The sequence below is a fragment of the Lactobacillus kimbladii genome (assembly GCF_014323605.1).
Taxonomy (GTDB): Bacteria; Bacillota; Bacilli; order Lactobacillales; family Lactobacillaceae; genus Lactobacillus; species Lactobacillus kimbladii_B.
Window position 1 is genome coordinate 164167 of the sequence record NZ_SCMB01000002.1, and the last position, 19184, is coordinate 183350.

20 protein-coding genes are annotated in these 19184 nt (G+C 35.6%); 4 read left to right on the forward strand and 16 right to left on the reverse strand.

Features of this window, described 5'->3' with window-relative positions:
• Positions 1-9 precede the first annotated feature (9 nt).
• The 7 genes from ERK18_RS04020 to glmS all read right to left on the reverse strand — a co-directional run bounded on the left by ERK18_RS04020 (position 10) and on the right by glmS (position 7723).
• Entirely contained in the window at positions 10-435 is a 426-nt protein-coding gene (locus tag ERK18_RS04020) for a MarR family winged helix-turn-helix transcriptional regulator (RefSeq protein WP_045927845.1), read from the reverse strand.
• A 10-nt stretch (positions 436-445) separates the two neighbouring features.
• Positions 446-1843 carry a DHA2 family efflux MFS transporter permease subunit gene (locus tag ERK18_RS04025; protein ID WP_187154414.1) on the reverse strand — a complete coding sequence of 466 codons (1398 nt, stop codon included), beginning with the start codon at positions 1841-1843 and terminating at the stop codon, positions 446-448.
• 131 nt (positions 1844-1974) lie between these two features.
• A complete protein-coding gene (locus ERK18_RS04030) occupies positions 1975-3498 on the reverse strand; it encodes a glycosyltransferase (RefSeq protein ID WP_187154415.1) in 1524 nt (507 codons plus the stop codon).
• 143 nt (positions 3499-3641) lie between these two features.
• A complete protein-coding gene (locus ERK18_RS04035; RefSeq protein WP_187154416.1) occupies positions 3642-4355 on the reverse strand; it encodes a hypothetical protein in 714 nt (237 codons plus the stop codon).
• 36 nt (positions 4356-4391) lie between these two features.
• Positions 4392-4829, reverse strand: a complete 438-nt coding sequence (locus ERK18_RS04040; protein ID WP_187154417.1) for a CopY/TcrY family copper transport repressor — start codon at positions 4827-4829, stop codon at positions 4392-4394.
• A 24-nt stretch (positions 4830-4853) separates the two neighbouring features.
• Positions 4854-5669, reverse strand: coding sequence for a Cof-type HAD-IIB family hydrolase (locus ERK18_RS04045; protein ID WP_046331909.1), 816 nt, complete (start codon positions 5667-5669; stop codon positions 4854-4856).
• A 242-nt stretch (positions 5670-5911) separates the two neighbouring features.
• Positions 5912-7723 carry a glutamine--fructose-6-phosphate transaminase (isomerizing) gene (gene glmS / locus ERK18_RS04050; RefSeq protein ID WP_187154418.1) on the reverse strand — a complete coding sequence of 604 codons (1812 nt, stop codon included), beginning with the start codon at positions 7721-7723 and terminating at the stop codon, positions 5912-5914.
• A 374-nt stretch (positions 7724-8097) separates the two neighbouring features.
• On the opposite strand from glmS, the gene ERK18_RS04055 reads away from it, so the two are divergent.
• Positions 8098-9108, forward strand: a complete 1011-nt coding sequence (locus ERK18_RS04055) for an SLAP domain-containing protein (RefSeq protein ID WP_187154419.1) — start codon at positions 8098-8100, stop codon at positions 9106-9108.
• Between the two features lie 84 nt (positions 9109-9192).
• Here ERK18_RS04055 and glmM read toward each other — a convergent pair whose 3' ends face one another.
• Genes glmM through murB form a run of 4 tightly spaced genes read right to left on the reverse strand, consistent with a single transcriptional unit; the run spans position 9193 to position 13320 of the window.
• On the reverse strand, positions 9193-10545 hold the full coding sequence (gene glmM / locus ERK18_RS04060) for a phosphoglucosamine mutase (protein ID WP_187154420.1): 1353 nt from the start codon (positions 10543-10545) through the stop codon (positions 9193-9195).
• Between the two features lie 20 nt (positions 10546-10565).
• Positions 10566-11543 carry a CdaR family protein gene (locus tag ERK18_RS04065; RefSeq protein ID WP_187154421.1) on the reverse strand — a complete coding sequence of 326 codons (978 nt, stop codon included), beginning with the start codon at positions 11541-11543 and terminating at the stop codon, positions 10566-10568.
• On the reverse strand, positions 11540-12385 hold the full coding sequence (cdaA, locus tag ERK18_RS04070; protein WP_046331904.1) for a diadenylate cyclase CdaA: 846 nt from the start codon (positions 12383-12385) through the stop codon (positions 11540-11542). The genes ERK18_RS04065 and cdaA overlap by 4 nt, the downstream gene beginning before the upstream one ends.
• 35 nt (positions 12386-12420) lie before the next feature.
• Positions 12421-13320 (reverse strand): UDP-N-acetylmuramate dehydrogenase, encoded by a 900-nt coding sequence (murB, locus tag ERK18_RS04075; RefSeq protein ID WP_187154422.1) that lies wholly within the window; start codon positions 13318-13320, stop codon positions 12421-12423.
• A gap of 100 nt (positions 13321-13420) precedes the next feature.
• Here murB and ERK18_RS04080 point away from each other — a divergent pair, with 100 nt between their 5' ends.
• On the forward strand, positions 13421-13954 hold the full coding sequence (locus ERK18_RS04080) for a 3'-5' exonuclease (RefSeq protein WP_187154423.1): 534 nt from the start codon (positions 13421-13423) through the stop codon (positions 13952-13954).
• A 33-nt stretch (positions 13955-13987) separates the two neighbouring features.
• Here the strand turns inward: ERK18_RS04080 and tsaE are convergent, their stop codons facing one another.
• From tsaE to ERK18_RS04095, 3 genes are read right to left on the reverse strand one after another with little or no spacing between them, the layout of a single operon-like run.
• Positions 13988-14461, reverse strand: coding sequence for a tRNA (adenosine(37)-N6)-threonylcarbamoyltransferase complex ATPase subunit type 1 TsaE (gene tsaE, locus ERK18_RS04085; RefSeq protein WP_046331901.1), 474 nt, complete (start codon positions 14459-14461; stop codon positions 13988-13990).
• Positions 14451-15449 (reverse strand): phosphate acetyltransferase, encoded by a 999-nt coding sequence (pta, locus tag ERK18_RS04090; RefSeq protein WP_187154424.1) that lies wholly within the window; start codon positions 15447-15449, stop codon positions 14451-14453. The genes tsaE and pta overlap by 11 nt, the downstream gene beginning before the upstream one ends.
• 11 nt (positions 15450-15460) lie before the next feature.
• Positions 15461-16156 (reverse strand): uracil-DNA glycosylase, encoded by a 696-nt coding sequence (locus tag ERK18_RS04095; protein ID WP_187154425.1) that lies wholly within the window; start codon positions 16154-16156, stop codon positions 15461-15463.
• A 194-nt stretch (positions 16157-16350) separates the two neighbouring features.
• On the opposite strand from ERK18_RS04095, the gene ERK18_RS04100 reads away from it, so the two are divergent.
• Both ERK18_RS04100 and ERK18_RS04105 read left to right on the forward strand, forming a co-directional pair.
• The gene (locus ERK18_RS04100) at positions 16351-17226 is read left to right on the forward strand and encodes a Cof-type HAD-IIB family hydrolase (protein ID WP_187154426.1); all 876 of its coding nucleotides are present in this window, start codon (positions 16351-16353) and stop codon (positions 17224-17226) included.
• Positions 17227-17236: 10 nt separating this feature from the next.
• Positions 17237-17758 (forward strand): LURP-one-related/scramblase family protein, encoded by a 522-nt coding sequence (locus ERK18_RS04105; protein WP_046331897.1) that lies wholly within the window; start codon positions 17237-17239, stop codon positions 17756-17758.
• An 88-nt stretch (positions 17759-17846) separates the two neighbouring features.
• On the opposite strand, the gene ERK18_RS04110 is transcribed toward ERK18_RS04105, so the two are convergent.
• Both ERK18_RS04110 and ERK18_RS04115 read right to left on the reverse strand, forming a co-directional pair.
• Positions 17847-18419: a GDSL-type esterase/lipase family protein gene (locus ERK18_RS04110; RefSeq protein WP_187154427.1), complete on the reverse strand. Its 573-nt coding sequence runs from the start codon at positions 18417-18419 to the stop codon at positions 17847-17849.
• A 66-nt stretch (positions 18420-18485) separates the two neighbouring features.
• On the reverse strand, positions 18486-19091 hold the full coding sequence (locus tag ERK18_RS04115; protein WP_187154428.1) for a hypothetical protein: 606 nt from the start codon (positions 19089-19091) through the stop codon (positions 18486-18488).
• Between the last annotated feature and the right edge of the window lie 93 nt (positions 19092-19184).

Consider the following 19184-nt stretch of genomic DNA (forward strand, 5'->3'; position numbering starts at 1 on the left):
TTTTTTGATCTATTTATCAGATATGGCTTCATTCAGCTTCTGTAAATTTTTTACTAATTCATTCTTCGTATCGGCTCCTAAAATTTCAGCATAACTATTCTCAGAATTAACAAAATAATAAGTTATTTTTGGTCCCAGCTTGATAGCTTTCTCAGTTAGGATTATTGCCTTTAATCGTGTATCATGTTGATCAACTTTTTTGGTAATTAAACCTTTTTCTTCCATTAAGCGTAATACATTAGTAGCAGTAGATTTCCTAATGTTAAATTCATGCTCAATATCCTTTTGATAAATTGATTTGTTTTGGGCAAATGAAGCCAAATATTCAATGATTAGCATCTGTGTTCCGGTTAAGCCAATTTTTCTAGCGTAGTAATCAACATTACGATTAAAAGTATTTTGTATACGCTGTAAGGCTAATCCTAATCTGTTCATTAATCTTACTCTATTCCTTTGTTTTTACCGATTTTGTAGCTTGATAAAGTAAGTATACACCAACAAGAACAATAATCAGAATAAAAATAAAACCTACCTGAGCAGCTTCAATATATTTTCCAGTAGTAGTGCTTTGACCACTCATCTGTTCCACAAATTGCATAATAGCTGAAATAATTGCCGTGCCGACGGCTCCAGCAAATTGCTGCGCCATATTGAACAGACCATTGCCATCTGTATTTTCTTTTTCATCTAGCTGACCAATGGAAGCAGTCATAGTATCACCCATTACCAGGCCTATACCCATCATTGTAATAGCATAGAACAGAATAATTTTGCCAGATGATAGTGAAGAAGCAAATATACAATAAAGAATCCCACCGATTATTTCCAAAACTGCGCCTGTCATTATTGGTTTTCTGGGACCATAATTGTCGAGCAATCTGCCACTAATTGGTGAGAGCACCGCTCCAACAAGTCCACCGGTTAAAAGCAGAAGACCCGCAGTCATTGCTGTAGAATTATTAACAATTTGAACATAATTTGGCAAAATGAAAGACAATCCTAAGGTATTAACTTGAAAAATAAAATAAGCCGTGATGCCTTGGGTAAATTTAGTATTTCTAAAAACTCTAATATTAATTAACGGAGTAGCAGTATTTAAAGAATGCTTGATAAAAATAATTAAGCAAATAACGCCGACTGCTAAAGGCAAAATAAACATAAAAGGTTTTTGTAAGATAGTAGACAAATTGCTAAAAGCAAAAATCAAGCCGATAAATGTTAAAGCAATGCTCAGAAAGCCCGCTGTATCAAGTTGCGTATGTACAATTTTCTTAGATTCGTCATTAATTGAAGCTATACCCATTAATAGAGAAATTATCATCACCGGAATTATAAAAATAAAGATATAACGCCAACCTAACGTATTGACGACTAATCCGCCAAACGTTGGTCCTAAAGCTGGAGCAACTGCCGTTATCATTGTTCCTATTCCCATAAGCAATCCAATTTTATCTAAGGGTGTCCGTTCCAAAATAATATTAAACATTAATGGAATAGCTATTCCCGCTCCTGCTCCTTGAATAACACGACCAAGTACTAGAAAAATAAATTGGTTTGCTACTGCATCAATCACTAAACCACAAATAAATAAAGTAGCGGCTGTAACAAAAAGTTTTCTTGAACTAAAATTTCTTTTTAAATATGCAGATAATGGCATAATAATAGAAGCAACCAATAAATAACCAGTTGTCATCCACTGTACGGTAGCCATATTAACATGAAAATCCTTCATCAAAACAGGAAAAGTAACGTTTCCCGCTGTTTCAATTAGCACACCCGAAAAAGACATTAATCCGGCTGCGAAAACGGAACAAATTAATTTTGCGTCTAATTTTCTTTGCATTCAAATTCCTCCTGAATATTTAGTTAGCAAGCTAACTAATTAACCATAGTAACTCACATTTTTTTGAAATGCAATAAAATAGAGCAAAAAAAAACACCTGAAACTCAGATGTTTTTCTTATAATTAAATATTTATTTATCAGTATCAATCACATATTTCTGCCAATAACGCCAGACATTTTCACTTGAAAAGCGTTTAGCATTTTCATATGCGCCATCGTTCATTTTCCTGCGTAATTTTGGACTAGCAAAAAACTCAGTAATTTTGGCAGCTAAATCATCTATATGACCACTTGGTACAATAAAGCCACTCTGACCATCAGCGATTAAGTCCTCTACTCCATAATTAATATTATATGAAACTACTGGAACGCCGTGAGATTGAGCTTCAAGTACAGAAAGATTGAAACCCTCATACCTGGATGTAGCAACAGCTAGCTGCGCATCATCATATATATGATTCATGTCTTTCGCATAACCCATAAAATGGACTACATCATCCAAGCCCAGATCCTGCACTAATTTTTTTAACTTTTTTTCTTCCTTGAAATTATCAGCACCATTACCATAACCATAGATATCTAAGGTCAGCGAATCATTATTTTGATAAGCCTGATTAAATGCTTCGATGGTGTCATCAATACGCTTTTCATAAAATAGTCTAGCTACTACTATTATTTTACCTTTAGTGCGCTCACTCATTAGTATATGCTCAACATGCAGCTGCTCATCTGACACTATTCCAACAGGAATAGCAACGATTGGTACTTGTGTCCGTAGCCTTTTACGCATATCATCTGCTTGTTGTTTTGTAGGAGTAATTACTAAATCGGTTTTACTAAGTAGCTCATTATTAGAAATTGAGTTGTAAGTAAGAGGTGAAGTAGGATCCCAATAATCTCTAAAATGAATACTATGAAAATGCTCAATTTTTCTGGCAGGCGTTTTCATATTAATCATTGGTACATTAGTAATATTGCTACGGTCCGAAATAAATGTTGATCTTTCATCCCCATCTTGTTCGTTCAATTCATCAAGCATAATGGTAAAGGCTTGACCATTATTCATTAGTGAGTGGACATTGCCATTAGTGTCTGTCATTTGAATGTTAGTAGCTGGATAGACATTTGGTTTTCTTTCATATGAGATTTCATAGTAAATGGTATTATTTGGACGAAAGAACAACTCATAAATCAAATGACCATCAACTGTATCATAAATTTGGGTCATACTCTTAAATCCACGTGTATCGTAAAATTCTTGTTTAATACAGTGGACATCAGCATTAAAATATTTAATTGTATCGATGCTGCCATTAGGCAACATAATAATAGTCATTGTTTTACGTTGACCCTCATAGACTTCATAACCATTGTCAATTTGTTTTACATTATTGTCACTCGGAATCGGCAAATCTTTTATAGTTACAATACGACTAGCAAACTTTACTGTACCGGCAAAAAAGTCAAACTTATTAACATAATCATCATCGGTCATGTCATACAAAGGTAAATTTCGGTGAGCAAACCGGTTATATTCCGTCGTCACTATTTTTGCCTCAACGTGATTACGTTTAAAGAGCATTAATCTTTTGACTTCTGCGTGCTCTATTCCTGAACTATTCGCATCTAATCTATTATCTAAAAAGTAATACATAAATTGTCCTTTATTCCTATATTCAAACTGTCATAGTCAATTTTAGCATAAAATTTCTAAATATAAGTAGTGAATTTAAAATGCAAAAAAAGTATTAACCGATCAATATTCGGCTAATACTGCTAATACTTTAGTTAAATTATTTACTGCTGCTTTTTAGTTAATTTTAAAATTAAAGGCCAAATAATTGCAGCAATTATGCCCAAAGCCAAACCGCCCCATAGAATCGGGGAGGTAGTTAATGAAATTCCATTTACAACATTACTTTCAAGCCATTGAACTAATTGGTTTGCTAAAAACTGTAGTGCTCCAAATGATCCTATGGACGCAACCAATAAAATAATTGAAGCCCAATATTTACCAAATAACATCAACAAAGCAGCTAGAATAAAAACTAATATAGTTGCAAAAAGGCAATAATGAAAAATACTAATAGTTTGGTTAACTTTATCCTTGTTTTCATCTAAACCATTGTTAATTTTATTTAACAGCAGGTTGCTTACAGCTTTCTGTACTTCATTATTTTCTGGAAAAGACAAATTTTTAGCAGACACTTCTCCATTTTCTTGATAAGTAACACCGAGATTATATAAGCTGACATAAGACATATCATTATGATACTTTTTAGGTAATTGCTCTAAAATTTTATCCTCAACACCGAAATCTTTAGCCAGTTTCAAGGTACCTTTTAGCCTTGAATCACCAGTATCATTTACGCTTTTTTTAATTACTTTCTGTGCCATGCCACGAACATTTTGCACATTAATAGTTATTGGTGACTCAAGTAGCAGAAAGCCAGAAATACAAACCGCTGCAGTAAAAATCACTCGGAATAAAATACTAGCAAATTTTTTCATTAAATTAACCTCCCACATTAATATTAACTATTTAATCTAACAGTCATGTTGACCCGAAGCTAAACAGTTACAATTAACCATTTCAGGAGCACTTTCTTTTTTATAAGCAAGTTCTTTTTCTATCTTAGCGATGTCACCCTGAGCAAGAGGCATATCTTTCAAAATAGCTATCATTACCTGACCTTTATGCATATCACACATATGACTCATCATTTCTTTTGTGACCTGAATCATCATTTCGATCTGAGTAACAGTAGCAGAATAAACGAAACGGCGACCATCTTTACGGGTTTTTAACAAATCCTTTTTGACCAAACGTCCCATCAAAGTTTTGATAGTAGATTCAGACCAGTTCTTTTTTGCCTGCAGCTGCTGAATCACTTCACCAGTGTGAATTTCTCCTAAAGTCCACACTATTCTCATAACTTCCCACTCAGCTTCGGAAATATTATGTTCTCTATTTTTTTCTACCATAATAATCAACTCAACTTTATTTTACTACAGAACAAACTTTTTTATTGCTTTGGCAATTCCATCATGATCATTATCTTCTGTCACATAATCGGCATAATCTTTTATCTCTTCGATTGCGTTACCCATGGCAATTTTCATAAAGTCAGGATTCGTAAACATGGAAACATCATTGCCCTGATCGCCAAACACCATAACTTGACTTGGCTTAATTTTCAATCTTTCAGCTAATTGTAAAACAGCATTTCCCTTGGAAGCATCTTTAATGTTGATTTCAACAATTGAGGAAAAACTGCGAACAATATCATATTTTGCAAAAGCCCATTGGGGAATATTATTCCATAATTTATCAACTTCTCGCTCATCATCAAGAACGCTTAAACCTACTTTATTAAAAGCAAAGTCTTGTGTTATTTCTTCAGCTTTACGCACTTTAAGCACATTATTTGTAAAAGTTGCATTCCTTGCCAGGTTAACTCCTATATCACGATCACATGTCCAATAGCATTCTGGGGTTTCAAAATGAAGGTTAACCTGAGCTAATCTTTGTAATTTTCTCATGTTAGTAAAATCGCGATAGTTCATTTCTTCATTCATTAATATATTGCCTGCCAAGTCTTGGATCACAGCACCATTGAAAACAATGTCATATTGCCTTTTACCCTGCAAACCTAACTGTTTATTAAATTCAATTGTACCTGACAATGGTCGACCTGTAGCCAGAACCACTTTTATACCCTGACTATCTGCTTGTTTAAGAACTCTTTCAGTTTCAGGTAAAATCTGCTTTGTAGTTGTCAGCAAAGTGCCATCTAGGTCAACCGCAATCAACTTTATTGCCAAAATAATATCCTCCTACACATTTTCACTATTTTCTTTATTATACAAAAGAGTCTGGGAAAAAAGTAGGTCATTATCCATACTAAAAAAGTAGACAAGCCTTAATTTTGATATAACTTCTAAATTCTAGGGTCATATCATTTTTAGTGGTTTGCCTACTCTTTTTTTTAAGGATTAATCAATAATATGATTTATTTTTTAACCCTTCTTTTCTGCAAATATCTTTTCCAAAAAAAGCCAAAATATTATTCTACCGTTACGCTTTTAGCTAAATTACGTGGTTTGTCCACATCCAATCCTTTATCTTTTGCTGCATAATATGCAAATAATTGTGCTGCAACCACACTAACAAGTGGCGAAAGATAATAATTAGCTTCAGGTAAAACAATATCATCGGCTGGTTTTGCTAATGATTTACGCGCAATAGTAATTACAGTTGCTCCGCGTGCGATTACTTCCTGAATATTGCCCCGCATCAGATCAGAGGTGACAGAGTCATTAATCAAAGCAATCACAGGTGTGCCTTTTTCAATTAATGAAATTGTCCCATGTTTCAGTTCGGCTGCTGCAAAACCTTCAGTTTGAATATAAGAAACCTCTTTCAGTTTAAGGGCAGCCTCTAAAGCTACTGGATAATCAATCCCCCTGCCAATATAAAAGGCATTACGACTTGGTATAATATTCTTTTGAGCGAGCTGTTCAATTTTCTCCTGGCTGGAAATAACTTGTTCTATTCCTTCCGCAGCTAAAGCAAAATTCTTTTTTAACTCAAAATCTGCGGCGTCTTTAATACCTATTTTTTCTCCTAATGCTTTGGCAACTATCGCTTGAACAGCAACTTGTGCAGTATAAGCTTTAGTTGAGGCTACTGCAATTTCAGGACCTGCTTCAAGTGACATAGCATAATTAGCTTCGCGTGCCAGAGTTGAATTAGGCACATTCGTCAAAGTTAGACTGGGAATGCCCCGTTTGATCGCCTGTTGCAAGACAACACGTGAATCAGCCGTTTCACCTGATTGCGACAAGAAAATAAAGAATGGGTGCTTGGACATCATGGGAAAATGATAGCCCGCTTCTGAAGCAAAACCTACTTCAGTTGGAATTTTAGTTAAATGTTCAAAAAGTTGTTTACCAATTAAACCCGCATGATAACTTGTACCAGCAGCAAAGATATATAATCTGTCTGCCTTTGATAAAGCATTAATAATTTTAGCATCTACTTTAGGGTCACCATTTTGATCAAGATAATATTGATCTAAGTGCCTTAAAACACTTGGCTGCTCACATATTTCTTTAAGCATGTAAAATTCATAGGTGCCTTTAGAAGCGGCATTTTCGTCAATATTTAACTCATATGGTTGATGTTCAATTTTTTGACCAGCAAGGGTTTCAAGCTGATACCCGTTTTGAGTAATGTCTCCGACTTCACCATCTTGTAAATCAACGAAAGTTTTGGTTTGATCCAATACCGATAAGGCGTCAGATGCGATCACATTAAAGCCATTACCAAGTCCCAACATCAAAGGAGATTTATTTTTAGCAATAAAAATATGATCTGGATTTTGATTATCTATTAATAAAAGGGCATATGATCCCTTAATCAATTGTAGGGCCTGCTTTAGAGCCGTAAAGGCATCTTCATTTTTTTCACGAGCAAATTTGCTAATTAATTGAACAATTACTTCAGTGTCTGTGTCAGATTTAAAGGAAACATCTTTGAGATATTGCTTTTTGATGTCCTGGTAATTTTCAATTACACCATTATGAACTAAATAAAAACGTTCGGTTTCATCAAATTGGGGATGAGCGTTAGCTTCAGTGGGCTTACCATGTGTTGCCCAACGAGTATGACCAATTCCAACCATGCCTTGCTCTTCTGGGGTCATTTTGTTCTTCAAGTCCTCGATACGACCAGCAGTTTTAGTTAAATATTCTTTTCCTGCCAAATCATTGAGGTAAATTCCCGCAGAATCATATCCGCGATATTCAAGCTTTGACAATCCATTTAAAACAATTTCTCTAGCAGATTTTCCTACAATGCCAACAATGCCACACATATATTTCTCCTTTGGTCTAGTAAAATCTTTTTGATTTGGGCTAATTAATTATTTCAACTTACGTATGGCATATTAGCCTTTTTTAACTAATTGGTCAAGCCTTAATTTTGCAATTGGTCTATACTATAATGTGAAACTACTGTTGCTAACACAAAAAGCAGGCAAAAATAATTGACGAAGATCTTAATTGAGGACAGTTATACCTTCGTATAAGCATAAACCATCAGATAATAAACAAAAATGATATTCAAGTATTATTCAATATGCAAAAGTAAGCGGGTTTCTTGCTGCCTTTTTGTTTTAGGTAAAATGTAGCCCTTAATAGACAATTTACCAGATAGCTATTAGAATTTAAGGATAAAGGAGTAATTACAATGAAAATTAACAAAAAATTGTTTATTAGCTTATTAGCTGGAATATTGACAACAACTTCATTAGCAGTTACTACAACTAATATTGATCAAGCTCAAACTACTACGTCAAATGTAAATTCTGAGCAAGGCAAGCTAACCTTGAATCATAAGACTCGTGTTTATAACAAAAAGGGTAAGAAAAAGTATTCTTATCTTAAAACTAATGGGTTGCTTAAAAAAGGTGCTTCAGTAAGATACGTTGGCAAAATTAAAGCTTTATCCAATCCAGATACCAAACGTTATTCGTTTAATGACTATGATATGAACTGGTTCTACCTACCATATAAAACAATTAAAGGTAAGCAGTATTACAATATTGGTCATGGTGGTTATATCAAGGCTGTAAATGTTAGAAGCATTGATGGATATATTTTATGTGTTAACTACGATACTGTTCGTATAGCTTCAATACCATTATCTGCTGATAATGGTAATGGGAAAGCAAATCCTGTTAATAATAAAGGTGAATTTACCAATAAGTTTGTCAAAAAAGGTACAAGACTAGTGGTTGATCGTCGTAGTGACAGAGAAGAACTAGCTGGAACGAACAAAATTGATATGCTTGATAATAGAGTTTTAGAAGTATATCGAATAAAAAACAGTAAGAACTTGTTTGTTTTAAGAGATGATATTAAAACGCAGCCTCGTCAAAGTTTGCTGCCATACACTAATATCATGCATATAAAATTTGTAAGTGACGCATATCTTTATAATACAAAAGGAGAATTTGCGGATAGAATAAAGTTTAGGTTAGGTGATAATACTTCTGTTACAGGTCTGAGATATATATGGATACCAGCAGATAAAAAAGCTGAATTATTTTATGAAGTCCTAAATTCACCAGCAAGATCTGAGGAGTGTAATTTTGTGAAAGTATCAACTGCTAAATATCTCTTTGGCAAGCATCTAAAACCAAGTAATACAGCAGCAGATGTAACGCCGGCTGGGTATAGAAAAGGATATAAAAAATAGAATAAGCCCCCAAATGCGCCTTAGATTTGGGGGACTTATTCTTGTTTACCTGCTTTTTGGTCAAAAACAGTGGGGCTAATTTATTTATACTCCCATTTCCGCTTCCACTACATCGGTTATTCTCTTAACGTAAGCGTCAGTTTCCTCTTGAGTAGGTCCTTCAGCCATTACCCGCAGAAGCGACTGTGTTCCGGAAGGCCGCACTAATACTCGTCCCTCATCACCCATTTCATTTTCAACTTCTTTAATGACGTCTAAAATAGGTTGGTGCTCTTTCCAGGATTTTTTATCCTTAACCGGAACATTAACCAAGCATTGCGGATATTCCTTAAAATCAGTTAATAATTCTGTCAAACTTTTGCCAGTTCTTTTCATTACTAACATTAGATGCAAGCCAGTCAACATTCCGTCACCGGTATTATGATAGTCACTCATAATCACGTGACCTGATTGTTCTCCACCTAAATTATAACCGTTTGCTCGCATTTCCTCTGAAACATACCTGTCGCCCACCTGTGTACGAACATTTTTAATGCCACGCCTTTGTAATGCCTTAGTAAAGCCGAGATTACTCATTACAGTAGTGACAATGGTATCTTTTTTCAGTCGACCGCCATCTTCCATATAGCTGCCGAGAATATACATTATGTGGTCGCCATCAACTTCGTGACCATTTTCATCAACAGCAATACAACGATCAGCATCGCCATCAAAAGCGAGACCAAGTTGCGCACCTTGTTTAACGACTTCTTCCTGCAGTTTTTTGGTATGCGTAGCGCCAACGTGATCATTAATGTTCAAGCCATCAGGATGAGTAGCAATAGTAGTGAAATCAACTCCGCAATCAGCAAATAGCCGAGAAATCAAACTGCTGGCAGCACCGTTGGCACCGTCAATAACCACTTTGATACCACCAAGGTCTTCGGGAATAGTATTTTCAATAAATTGTAAATATTTGGCACCGCCTTCATGAAAGTCAGTGACTGAACCCAATCCTTTAGCAGAAGGTCTAGGCAAATTATCTTCTGAAGCATCAATTAGTTTTTCAATTTCGCCCTCCATTTCGTCCGACAATTTCAAACCATCGCTGCCAAAGAACTTAATACCGTTATCTTCTACAGGATTATGGGAAGCGGAAATTTGAACACCGGCATCAGCCCCTTGAGCACGGACTAAGTAGGACAAACCAGGGGTAGTAATTACACCAACTTCTAAAACCTCAATCCCAACGGAAAGAAGTCCGGATATCAAAGCGTATTCCAACATTTGCCCCGAAATCCTGGTATCACGAGAAACTAGAACTTTTGCTTGCTCTTCCTTAGCTTTATTTTTAGTTAAAACGTAGCCACCATCACGACCCAGTTTAAATGCCAATTCTGGAGATAAGTCTTGATTAGCCACTCCACGTACACCATCAGTGCCAAAATATTTCAACATTATTAAACAACCTTCCTATCTTAATTATTTTTATTTTTTGAATCGTTTGCATTTTCCACTTTTACATCAACAGTAATCTGCCTGGGATTTGATCTCACAACCCCATCAGGTAAATTAAAAGTAATTGTTTTGGTAGTAGAAGCCGTAATAGTTCCCAAGTCGACTGGGACCTTTAAATGCTTCACTTTAGCCAAATCTTCTTCACTACCATATAAAGTAACATACTTAGTTTTAGCAGTTAGAGAATATATTTTATTCATTTTCTCATGCTCAGGCTCAAGCTTTATTTTAACTGCTTTTTTGGCTGTTGTAACGGGAATTGATACTTTAGCCGTTGCGGGATCAATAACTACGTTTAGTTGCCTGCCCTTATGATCTTCTGCTATTAAATTGACCTGCCGCTCATATGTGTGGTCAATCCCATTTGGTAAAACTACTTTGGCTACTATTTGGTCAATTTGATCTACTTCAGAACGAGCTCCGGTCACTTCAACCTGCTGCGGATAAACACTGGAGTGACCCAGTTGATAGCCACGAGCAACAGCACTCTTATTATACTCTATTTGTATAGGCATTGTAGTAGATTTTCGTCTTTGAATATCAACTTCAACACTGCGAGGATTAAGCGAATAGGAGATTTGCCTGTTAATGCCGTTAACATGAATTTTAACGTTATGTTTGCCAATACTTTTATTAGTCAAATCGATGTACGCTCTGAAGTTTTGGGTATTAACGGTTGAAGTAACCAATGCAGTTGAACCCTCGAGTGTCACGCTTACTTTTTCAGGATAGCCAACAACATAATACTTATCAGTATCAACCGAAACTTGCAGGGGAACCTTAATGGTTTGGGTTTTATTTGCAGTTTGCTTTGTTTTCTCTGCTTGTCCTTGAGATAAAAATCCGCCCTGAGTAGAGTTAATATAAATAACCAGTAAAACAGCTATTAACAAAGATACCAGTTTAATAAACCAAGATTTTTTCCAAAATTCTCTCATCGATCAGCACCCCATTTCCAGAGCTTGCGGATAATTTTTTGATACCATTTATCGTTATCATTTTTCTTTGGAACTAGTTCTGCATTGAGATATTTTAGATATTCATCACGGGTTAAATCAACCATAAAACGGCCATTACGCGTAATTGTAACCCCTCCAGTTTCCTCTGAAACAACTACAGTAATTGCATCCGTCACTTCAGAAATACCTACAGCAGCGCGATGGCGTGTTCCCAGTCTTTTAGGGATCATGCTGTTATCTGAAAGTGGCAAATAGGCCGCAGCAACTGCAATTTGATGATCATTGTTGATGATAACCGCACCATCATGTAACGGAGTATTGGGAATGAAAATGTTAATAAGCAGTTCCCCCGTAACATCTGCATTTAACTTAATTCCAGTTTCAATATAATCTTCAAGACCGGTTTCCTGCTGAATTGTAATCAATGCTCCAATTCTTCTTTTTGACATGTACTGAATAGCTTTATCAAGCTCATTAATAAATTTAATTGATTCATCCCGAGCACTGTCCTCACGGCCACCAAAAATAGGCAAACGGCCTAAATGCTCAAGTCCACGTCTGATTTCTGGCTGAAAAATCACAATAATACCTACTACGGACCAGGAAACGATTTGATCAATTAACCAGGTGGTAGCATGCAATTGCAAGATGCCAGCAATAATGCGTACAAGAAATATCAGCACAATGCCCTTGGCCAGTTGAACGGCTTTAGTTCCCCGAATCAAAACCACCAGGTGGTAAACAACAAACCAGATAATTAGAATATCAAGAATTGTTGAAAAGGTGCTCCAAGTAAAAATATGGGTACCAACACTTTGCATAAATTCTCCTTCCCATTATGTGTAAACATAATACTTTAATCATTTGGCTTACCAATAATTCTAACTTCTGTTTGTAGGTCAAGTCCAAAACTTGACCTGATTTTCTTTTGAATTAAATGAATTAAATTTAAGTAATCCGTAGCCGTAGCACCACCTTTATTCACGATAAAACCAGCATGTTTAGTTGAATCTTGAGCACCACCAATTTGTTTTCCCTGAAGTCCTGCTTGAATAATCATAGGTCCAACATAATGACCAGCTGGGCGCTTGAAAACACTTCCACAAGATGGATATTCCAGAGGCTGCTTATACTTACGCAAAGCGTTGAGATAATTCATATTTGCCAAGATTTTGCTTTTCTTTCCTTTTTTTAAGGTAAAAGCTGCTTCTGTTACAATATCACCATTTTCCTGCACCAAGGAGTGACGGTAGGAAAATTTCATTTCTGCTTGAGAATAATTTTTATATTCGCCTGCTCGTGTTAGCACCTTTACACTTTGGATTACATTGCAAGTTTCTCCTCCATAAGCACCAGCATTCATGAAGACTGCCCCACCAACACTGCCTGGAATTCCAGCTGCAAATTCCATACCGCTTAAACCATGATGAGCAGCAGTAAAAGCCGTATCAACAATTGTGGCTCCGGCTTGGGCAATAACGCAATTACCTTTAACTTTTATTTTTTCCATCTTGGTTAAAATTATGACTAAACCATCAATTCCACCATCTCGGATAATTAAATTGGAAGCATTACCTATTACCGTTAAGGGAACATTATTTTCGTTAGCAGTAATTACTAATTTCCTTAATTCACTGTCATTACGAGGAAAGGCGAGAAATTCAGCTGGTCCTCCAGTTTTAGTAAATGTGTATTTACTAAGCGGAACCTGCTTTTCCATTTCAATACCATTTTGGGCTAAATCCGCTAATTTCAAAACAAAAATCCCCTTTTTTACTAATCTTTTACTATTTTACCGCATTCAGTTAATTGCTTCATCATATGTTATACTAAAATTAAAATTTAAAGGAGATAATATGAATTTCATCGCGATGGACTTTGAAACAGCCAACCGGCATCCAGAGAGTGCTTGCTCTTTGGCACTAGTGATGGTTCGGGACAATCAAATTATAGATCGTTTTTATACGGTAATTAATCCGCAAATGCCTTTTGATGCTCGCAACATTCAAATTCACGATATTACTGCGGCAGATGTCAAAGATGCCCCAACGATGGCTGAAGTTTGGCCTAAAATTAAGGATTTATATCAACCGGGGATGTTAGTCACGGCTCATAATGCCCGCTTTGATACTAATGTCATGCGACAGAGCTTGGCACGCTATGACATACCTGAACCACACTATTTTGTCATTGATACTTTACGCACCAGCAAGTTATTTGAACCCAAATTACCTAACCATAAACTCGACACTGTTTCAAATGCTCTTGGTGTAGAATTATGGCACCATCATAATGCCTTAAGTGATAGTGAAGCATGTGCCGGTATATTAATAGCGCAAGATAAACAATATGGTGACGAAGCGCTGAAAAACTTAGTTTATCAAATATAGCATAAAAAAGTAGGGTCTTTTAGACCCTATTTTTTAACTTATTTTTTCTATAATATTTTCTGCCCATTGTTTATTCCTACTGCCTTTGGGCGCGAATTCAACTATTCGCTTAGTCGAGTTCCAGCTATCATCTACTCTTTTGATAGTCAGTTGTAAAAATTGCTCAGGAAGTTGTTCTTGCACAATTTCCGGCCATTCAATCACAACCAAGCCAGGTTCGGCCATATAAGCACTTAAATCAATTGATGATAAATCATCATTTTCCAAACGATAAAAATCCATATGAAATAATGGCAGCTTGGCTTCAGGATATTCCCTCACAATAGTAAAAGTGGGACTTTTTACTGGGCGTTTAATTCCCAGTGCCCTGCCAATTCCCTGAGTTAAAGTCGTTTTACCTGCGCCCAAATCACCATTTAACAGTAATAAATCATGAGCTTGTGCAGTTTGAGCAATAACTGCACCCAAATGTTGCATTTCCTGTGTCGAATTGACCTCAAGCTTCATTTTCTTCATCCCTTATTAGTGCCTGTGCAGCAGTTAAAACGGCAATGTTATAAACATCTTGAGTATTTGCCCCGCGCGAAAGATCATTAACAGGTTTGCGCAGTCCCTGCAAGATAGGGCCAATAGCCGCAAAGTTACCTAGACGTTGAGCAATTTTATAAGAAATGTTGCCAGACTGCAATTCAGGAAAAATAAAAATATTTGCTCGTCCCTTAATGACAGATTCTGGAGCTTTTTTAGCAGCTACTTCAGGCACAAAAGCAGCATCAAATTGTAACTCACCATCTGCAGGAATATCTGAATGTTGCTGTTTAAAAATTTCTGTAGCTTGTTCAACTTTAGCAACCATATCTGCCTGGGCTGAACCTTTAGTTGAAAAACTTAAAAATGCGACTTTAGGATCAATATTAATCATTTGTGCAGTCTTAACTGACTGGTATGCAATTTCAGCTAAAGTTTGGCTATCTGGATCTAGATTAATTGCGCAATCAGCAAAGATATATTTTTCATCGTGCCGCTCCATAATAAAACTGCCGGAAACACGTTTCATGCCTTTAGCGGTGTGGATCAATTGCAAAGCCGGTCTTACCGTTGCAGCAGTCGAATGAGTTGCTCCTGATACCATGCCGTCGGCCAGCCCCATTTCAACGAGCATAGTGCCAAAATAATTTGGATCTTTTACTGTTTCTGCTATTTCACTGGGGTCAACTTTTTTCCCTCGTGCGTTGATAAAGCTCTGCACCATAGCTGCCTTGTTCTCATAGTGAGCTGGATCAATTATTACTAACTCTCTAAAAGTTAAATTTTGTTCTTGTACCAAACTAGTTATCTTCGTGGAACTGCCTAATAAAATGGGCTTAACAACATTATCCAAAGATAATTTGCTGGCTGCGTTTAAAATGCGGAGGTCATCTCCTTCAGGAAAAACAATCTGATACTTTCTGTGTGACTTTTGTGCTTTATTTTTTAATAAATCAAAAACGCTCATTTATTTTCTACCTATGCTAAATCTGCTTGTGTAACTTTGGTCGGCAACTGCCAATCAATGGGAATTTCGTTAAAATTTTTTAGTGCTTCGTTGCAGCGTGAAAAAGGTCTTGAACCAAAAAATCCTCTGTCTGCGGAATACGGACTTGGATGAGCTGATTTAATCACAAAGTTTTTATCTTGGTCAATCAAAACGATTTTATTTTGAGCATAGCGACCCCATAATATGAAGACCACTTTGCCACGATCACTTAAAGCCTTAATTGCGGCGTCAGTTACTTCTTCCCAGCCTTTTCCCTGGTGACCGTTAGCATGACCGTAAGGGACAGTTAAAACAGCATTTAATAGTAAAACTCCCTGATCTGCCCATTTTTTTAAATAACCATGATTAACGGGTCTACAACCCACATCATCATAAAGTTCCTTATAAATGTTTTGCAGAGAAGGTGGCAATTTTACACCGGGATTAACTGAAAAGCTCATCCCTGTTGCCTGACCAGGATTATGATACGGATCCTGTCCCAAAATGACTACTTTAGTATTTGCAAATGAAGTTAACTTAAAAGCGGTAAAAATATGATACATATCAGGATAAATCTTTTTGGTCGCATATTCTTTTTTTAAAAATTCATGTAATCGCTGATACTTTTCACTGTTAAACACTGGAGCCAAGATTTCATCCCAGTCGTTTCCAATAAATTTTTTCATCACCTAAACAGCCTCTCTTTCGTTAACTTTTATGTTATCATGAAATTAATAATGAAAGTGGGACAATAAATACTTTTAATTTCTTTTAATTTTCATGTGAAGTTGATAAAAATTAAAGGTAAGGTTTTCTTCATGATGTTAACATGTAAAGTACTCATTTAACTAGCAAAATTGGAGGAGGAGTAATTTTACCATTGATTAAATTAGTAGCTTGTGATTTAGACGGAACTCTTTTTAACAGTGATATGGCTATATCAGACAAAAATATCGCTGCGATTCGTGCAGCACAAAAAAATGGTATTGAATTTTTAGTGGCAACCGGACGTGCGCCGCGACAATCTCGTAAAACTATGCATGATTATGGCCTTAAAACTGGCTTCATTAACATTAATGGTGCATTAGTCTATGATGCAGATGCCAATTTAAAGGTTAAGCACAAACTGCCAAATAAAAAAGCCGGCCTAATTTCAAAAATCCTCAGGGAAAATAATATTTATTTTGAATTAGTCACTGCTGAAAAGATTTTCTCAACGGATACTAGTAAGCGAATAGTTAATTTGGCTCGTTCCTTAATGTTACTTGATCCCAAGGTTAATTTTAAAAAAGCAGTAGCTACTGCTGCAGGTAGTGATGCTATGCTAAGCATGACTTTAGTAGATGATTATGATCACTTGCTAACAAATCCCAAGATTGAAATCATGAAAATTATTGCATTCGATGGTCGCGGTCAAGCTGCTTTTACTCAAGCTAAAAAAGAAATCAATGCTTTAGGTGACGTTGTTGTGACTTCAAGCTCTGCTGCTAACATTGAGATTAATGATGCTAAAGCACAAAAGGGACCAGCGCTTCTTGATTATGCACGTCAAAAGGGTATTAAACGTGAAGAAGTAGCTGCTATCGGTGATAATTTAAATGATGCCAGCATGATTAGAGATGCCGGAACAGGGGTGGCTATGGCCAATGCTGTTCCGGCAATAAAAAAATTAGCACAAGTCAAAACCAAGTCAAATAATGAAGATGGAGTTGCTTATATTTTAAGAAAATTTATCAAGGATAATGCAAAAGAATAGAGGTGCTTAGATGCGCTACTTACTGGAACTAACTCAAAAACAGGAATATGGTCAAATTCCTGTAGCCAACGAACAGAATAAAATTCAGTATATAATTCAAGGCAATTTAGATAATCCCAACCATACTCTGTACTTAAAAAAAGTTAATGGTAAAGAAATCGGACGTCTTTATACCGATGGCAATGGATTTATTTCTTCCTACACAATTGATGTTATCAACCATTCTTTAGTAAAGGTTAAACGCTTAAACAATAAATTGGCAAACCTTTTTTATATTACTAGATTAAATTATATAGTCTCTGGCAGTATCAAAAAGGGAAGTTATAAGTTCCTCTTTGGTATCAAAAAAGTCGCAACAGTGCGTACTGTTGTTCAAAGTGAGGGCGTAGTCCTCATTTGCGACATTGAACGACCTGAAGATGTTCCCTTTATTTTATTATGTGCTACTCTTTTCACCCAGTGGCATACTACACCATTAAGACTGCCAACTTTTCCACCTATTGGTCGTAAATATAATGTTAACTTTAATTAATATAGTTACTAGTATATCAAACTGACTTTACTAGTAACTTTTTGGGCTTTATAATTTACTATTTTGACGTAAAAAATGTTGAGTACTTTTAGGTAATCAATAATTCTTTTACCAGTAAATATGATAAAAACTGGTATCCTTCTGCTCCAAAATGCAAACCATCATTTAATTGTCCTCGACAAAGATTTGTTAAGTCACCACGTTTAATCATAGCTTGAAATAGGTTAATAAAATGCAAATTATAAGTTTCGGCTAGTTTTAATAATTCCGCAGTATAAATAGCTATTTCACGATTGATTCTATTTTTTTGTCTGGTTTCATCAACTGCAGGCGGTGAAATCAAAATTACATTTTGCGGATAATATAAACAAATTACGCTCGAAATTATGAGTGACATATTTTTCTTAAATTGGGTGACGGGAACTTTTTTATGCATAGCCAGGTCATTTGTTCCTAAGAGTAAAATCAATTTGTCACAACGTTCAACTTTTAACACTAAATCTGGCAATAAAGCGTAAAATGCGCCAGAATTAATACCAGAAACTGCCGTATTAACTAATTTGCTTCCTGGTATTTTTTCTTTTATTGCTACGTTAATATGAGGCACTTTTAAGCCTTCTTTGCGTGCAATAATGCTATCCCCTGTTAGCAGTAATTTCACGATTTCCTCCTAACTTTTCATAAAAAAAACTGTAATCACAAATAGCTGAGACTACAGTTTAATATCTTAACGAGGATTAATTTTACTATACTTCATATTTTTAAATTCATATGCATTATATTTATTAGTTAAAGTTTTAGATTTAAAATATTGATTTATTACTAGACCATTTTCAGGATTACCTTGAAATAGTACTTTATGATTTTTACCTGCGATTGATTCTTTTTTAACTATAAAAGCATAGCCATTTTTTAAGGATTTTTCTTGGACTGGGCTTAGAATAATCCATTTGTTACCATTTATTTTCTTACTTGTAACACGCATGTATTTAGCAAGTTCATTTTTGTTACTTTGTTTCCAGGCATTAGGCATTTGCCAAGGATATTTTCTTGTTCCTTTAACAAAACCTGTTTTCACAACTTTAACATAATCATTTGCCCAAGGAGTATTAAACGCAGTCTTGTGAATAAACATGGGGCTCGGTGTGAGATTATTGTTGCTAAACCACTTACCCCGCCAAGTCTTGGGAAATTTAAATTGCTGTCCCAGTCTAAGCTGGTTCTTCTGATTTTGCGCAGCTTTCGCCGTTTGCGGCTCGTTTGCTTTAATTGGAACACCAAGTGATAAAGTGAGAGATGCTATGGCAATTAATGCAGTGATTTTTTTAGACATTTATTTTCTCCTAAAATACTTTTTATTATATAGTAATAATTATAAACTGGCTGCTCAATTTAAGAAATACATTTTTTATGAAAAAAACTGTTT